Source organism: Allocoleopsis sp. (genome assembly GCF_036703385.1).
Taxonomy (GTDB): Bacteria; Cyanobacteriota; Cyanobacteriia; order Cyanobacteriales; family Coleofasciculaceae; genus Allocoleopsis.
The window spans coordinates 1-4177 of the sequence record NZ_DATNPA010000490.1; the positions used below are offsets into that span (position 1 = coordinate 1).

Genomic DNA, 4177 nt, shown 5'->3' on the forward strand with positions numbered 1-4177 from the left:
GCGAGTTACACTTCCGCGAGGAAGATGTGATGGAGATTGACCATAAAATCCCGAAATCGAAAGGTGGAAAGGATAAATACGACAATTGGCAGCTCCTTCACAGACATTGCCACGATATAAAGACAGCTACAGACATAGCGAAAGCTAAATCGGAAGAGATGGAAATAACCGAAAGGTTTGAACGTGCCAAAGAGATTGCAAGAGCATACTCAAATAACACTAATCCAAATCTAAATGACTTTGTAGATGTCTCAGGTAACCAATCTGGCTGTAACAGTGCCGAGCCTAAGCCCCCCAGAAAGCTAGAAATGGTTGAAGGGAAATGGGTAATGAGGTGTGTTTGACAGTACACCAAATTATTGAGGAGCCGTGTGAAGGGAAACTTTCAAGCACGGTTTTGGAGAGCAGCGGCTCTCATGAGGGAGTCGCTGACTTTAATTGGCATTGGTGAGCTTCACCGTTTGGTCAAGACTGGTTCTATAACTGTGCAGCTAACTGTGCAGCTCGCTCCTAGGAACAAACGATGTCGTGGATGGAATTGAGCCTCGATACAACGCATGAGGCGGTTGATTGGGTCTGTACGCTGTTGGCTGAGATTAAGGATATTGATGATGTTCGGATTACGGAATACTCTGGCTCAAACCTATCCCAGCCTTGTGAGCGGGATGTAGCACAACCCAGTTGGACGTTTACAATTCGCTTCTATTTAAACCACCAGAAATGTTCCCGCGAACATGTGGAAAAAATCGTTAATTTGCTGCTACCCCTGAACCGCACAGGACTCGCGACTGAACTTCAAGTGAGAGTGGTGGATGATAAACCTACACAGGACGAAGAACTCAACCCCTTCATCCATCGGATCGGACAACGGTTCGTTGTACTCGCTCCCGATGCACTTTATCAATCTGAGACCGCCAACGACATACCCTTAAGATTGAAGACAACCCTCTCCTTTGGCAGTGGTCTACATCCAGCCACCATGCTGAGCCTGCGACTGATTGAGCGGTACATTGTCCCCAGCATGAATGTCCTCGACCTTGGATCGGGTTCAGGCATTCTGAGTATCGGAATGGCAAAGCTTGGGGCGACAGTCTTAGCCTTAGATAATGATAGTACTGCGGTGCAAGCCACTCAGGATTCTGTATATCGGAATGGCGTAGAGCAGCAGGTAACGGTTATGGAAGGGAGCCTCGGAGGTGGAAGTGAATTGGGGCATTGGATGGGCGGAGATACTAGCGAGATTGTGCCCAAAGTCGAGGCAACACAAAGGTTTGATGTGATTGTTGCCAATATCCTGGCGCGGGTACATATTGCCCTTGCTGATGACTTTCATCGTGCGTTGCGTCGGACTACTGCCTATCCGGGACTCCTGATTACAGCCGGTTTTACTACGGATTATGAACAAGAGATTACCTCCTCGTTAACAGAGGCAGGATTTGAAACCATCGATTGTGAACGATTCAATGAGTGGGTTGCTCTTGCCCATCGCCTTGCCTAATGCGATCGCGATTAATCCAATACCCTATTAAAGATTAGGGAGGGGCACGACATGTCATGCCCCTAACCCTGTAGTCTACTTTTGCAATGCGACTTAGAACGAATGGCACTGACTTAAGAGATCTCATACCTCACCAACCAACCCTTGTGTACCGGAGATGAGAGTGAGGAGGGGGTTTGGGGGGAACCCCCTCAATCTTGGTTTTTCCAAGAAACGATCACTTGTCGCTTCAGTCAGTGCCATTCGAGTTAGAACAGTGGTCGATTGGTGGGTGATTGGTAGTAAACTTTAGAACCTTGATCGGAGACAAAATGACAAGCCCAGTAAGAGCGTACAAAGCTCTTCCAAATTGGCTCATCAGACTTGCGATAAAGATCGCCCAACAAAGGTTTAATCGCCTCTGTTGCGGTCTTTAAGTGGTAGTGCGGCATGTTCAAAAAGATGTGATGAGCCACATGGGTACCAATGTCATGATGGATGGGATTGATAAAGCCGTAGTCGCGATCAATCGTAGATAATGCACCTTTGAGGAAATACCAATCATCCCCGCGATACCAAGGGATATCAGGTTCTGTGTGATGCAGGAAGGTGACCAGAGCCAGCCATATCACAAATATCAGATAGGGAACGAAGTAGTACTTGAATAAAAATAGCCAACCAAACTGATAGGTTAGCCCGCCTAAGAAACCGACCATCAGCACACAGAGGGCAGTACTGGTCAACACGTCCCACTTTTCAGAGGGACGGAAGAGGGGACTGCTGGGGAGAAAGTGGGAACCTTCCCGATCCGGCGATCGCTTGAATAGATAGATCGGGTAACCGAGCAATGGCAAATAGAAGCGGATCAGCTTTTCATACCAGGGCATCTGCTCGTACTTGGTCTGGGAAACCGGATACCAGCTTTCATCGGTATCCAGGTTGCCCGTGTTGGCATGATGAGTTCTGTGGCTAATCCGCCAACCGTGGTAGGGGACAAGAATGGGGATATGGCAAAGGTGTCCAATGAAGCTATTCAGCCATTTGAGCTTAGAGAAGGAGCCATGTCCGCAATCGTGCCCAACCACAAACAAGGCCCAAAACATGGTTCCTTGCATTAACCAGAAAATTGGATAAAACAGCCAGGAATCCAGGCTATAGGCGATCGCATAGAGCCCCGCGATAATCCCAATATCTAGAAAGAAGTAACTCAGAGATTTCCAGACTGAGGGTTCAAAACAGTAGGCGGGAATGGCTGCCTTTAGATCTTGAAGAGTAAAGGGTAGCTCTGTTGTACGGGTGGACGAGGCTGGACTCGTCGCCTGATTGAGAACAGTGTTTGATTGCACTAACTTTCCGATTTGACCTGACTTGAAAACCCACATTCCGTCTTTTACAGACCACACTCAGCTATTCAAAGCCAGAACTTTGACCCAGCAACGGTTAACATGATTGAGTTCGCATAAACGACCCGTTCGCAATTCTCATCCAAGCTGGCTTGTTGAATGCATGTTTTGGGAAAATCAGTGCGACCTCCATTGCTTGATGAAAAAATCGAGTGTCCCAGTTAGAAGTGCGAAATGCGGGTGAGAAACCGGATTCATTCTACCCTCTTATGAGTGGATTTGTTAAGATAAGTTTCAAAATCGCGGATTAATAAGGATTGTGAGTAGCTATCATCACACCAACCCTCCTAACGTCGCTACTGCTGATGCGATCGCTACGCACAGAGCAGGTATCCCTTGGGAATTGCCGTTGCTGGGGATGGTTTACCCTGAGTGACAATGGTCAAATTTCTACCCATCCTACACAGCTCAGATGAATGAATCCCTAGATGCCCGGCAGTATGCCCCCGCGACACAACGTAATCGAGAGGTCATTTTGGATGTGCTTTTACAAGTTCTTCCACCCACCGGCACCGTGTTAGAAGTCTCCAGTGGCACAGGAGAACATGCTGTCTTTTTTGCACCCCGACTCATCCGGCACAAGTGGATTCCATCTGACCCCAACCCAATAGCAAGAGCGAGTATTGCAGCATGGCGGGAATATTGCCCTGCGGATAATTTGTATCCCCCGATCGCGTTGGATGTTTGCGATCCGGTTTGGGCGATCGAAGGGGATGAACTGCCAGAACCGTTGCAGGATGTAGATTTGAAGTACGCTCCGATTGTTGCGATCGTCAACATTAACATGATTCACATTGCCCCTTGGTCAGCCTGTTTAGGATTAATAGCAGGGGCAGGGCGGATTCTTCCTCCGGGTGGCATTTTGTATCTATACGGCCCCTTCAAACAAGGTGGCAGGCATACAGCATCCAGCAATGCGGCTTTTGATGAGAGTCTTCAGGCGCAAAACCCAGAGTGGGGGGTACGCGATTTGGATGACGTGGTGGCCGTTGCACGAGAGCAGCACCTTTCGTTAATCACAACCTATGCCATGCCAGCGAATAATCTTTCTGTTATCTTTCAGGTAGAAATGTCCTGAAGTTCTCCTATTTTCTAATTTTCTTAGGAATCACATTTCTCATTCCGCCTTTAGAACCGACATCATCACCTTGGTAACGAGGAATAATATGTATATTGGCGTGCATCATCTTTTGTCCGGCCTCTCTATTGATGTTCATTCCCACATTAAAACCATCAGGCTGAAATTGTTTACTTAAAATTTCTTGTACTTTGTTGACCATAAACCAGCAAGCAGATT

At 47.6% G+C, this 4177-nt stretch carries 5 protein-coding genes; 3 read left to right on the forward strand and 2 right to left on the reverse strand.

Annotation, left to right across the window (positions count from 1 at the left end; genetic code table 11):
* Both V6C93_RS24030 and V6C93_RS24035 read left to right on the forward strand, forming a co-directional pair.
* Positions 1-344 (forward strand): HNH endonuclease (locus V6C93_RS24030; RefSeq protein ID WP_333479199.1); only part of this gene is annotated, 344 nt, incomplete at its 5' end.
* Between the two features lie 179 nt (positions 345-523).
* The gene (locus V6C93_RS24035) at positions 524-1498 is read left to right on the forward strand and encodes a 50S ribosomal protein L11 methyltransferase (RefSeq protein WP_333479200.1); all 975 of its coding nucleotides are present in this window, start codon (positions 524-526) and stop codon (positions 1496-1498) included.
* 248 nt (positions 1499-1746) lie between these two features.
* Here V6C93_RS24035 and V6C93_RS24040 read toward each other — a convergent pair whose 3' ends face one another.
* Positions 1747-2823: a DUF3474 domain-containing protein gene (locus V6C93_RS24040; RefSeq protein ID WP_333479201.1), complete on the reverse strand. Its 1077-nt coding sequence runs from the start codon at positions 2821-2823 to the stop codon at positions 1747-1749.
* 469 nt (positions 2824-3292) lie between these two features.
* On the opposite strand from V6C93_RS24040, the gene V6C93_RS24045 reads away from it, so the two are divergent.
* Positions 3293-3958: a DUF938 domain-containing protein gene (locus V6C93_RS24045; protein ID WP_333479202.1), complete on the forward strand. Its 666-nt coding sequence runs from the start codon at positions 3293-3295 to the stop codon at positions 3956-3958.
* Between the two features lie 7 nt (positions 3959-3965).
* Here the strand turns inward: V6C93_RS24045 and V6C93_RS24050 are convergent.
* The coding region (locus V6C93_RS24050) for an HIT family protein (protein ID WP_333479203.1) at positions 3966-4177 on the reverse strand (212 nt) is incomplete at its 5' end.

What these genes read in the sequence shown, in the direction of transcription:
- V6C93_RS24045 (WP_333479202.1), top strand. Translation starts at nt 3,293, where the DNA reads ATGAATGAATCCCTAGATGCCCGGCAGTATGCCCCCGCGACACAACGT.
- V6C93_RS24035 (WP_333479200.1), top strand. Translation starts at nt 524, where the DNA reads ATGTCGTGGATGGAATTGAGCCTCGATACAACGCATGAGGCGGTTGAT.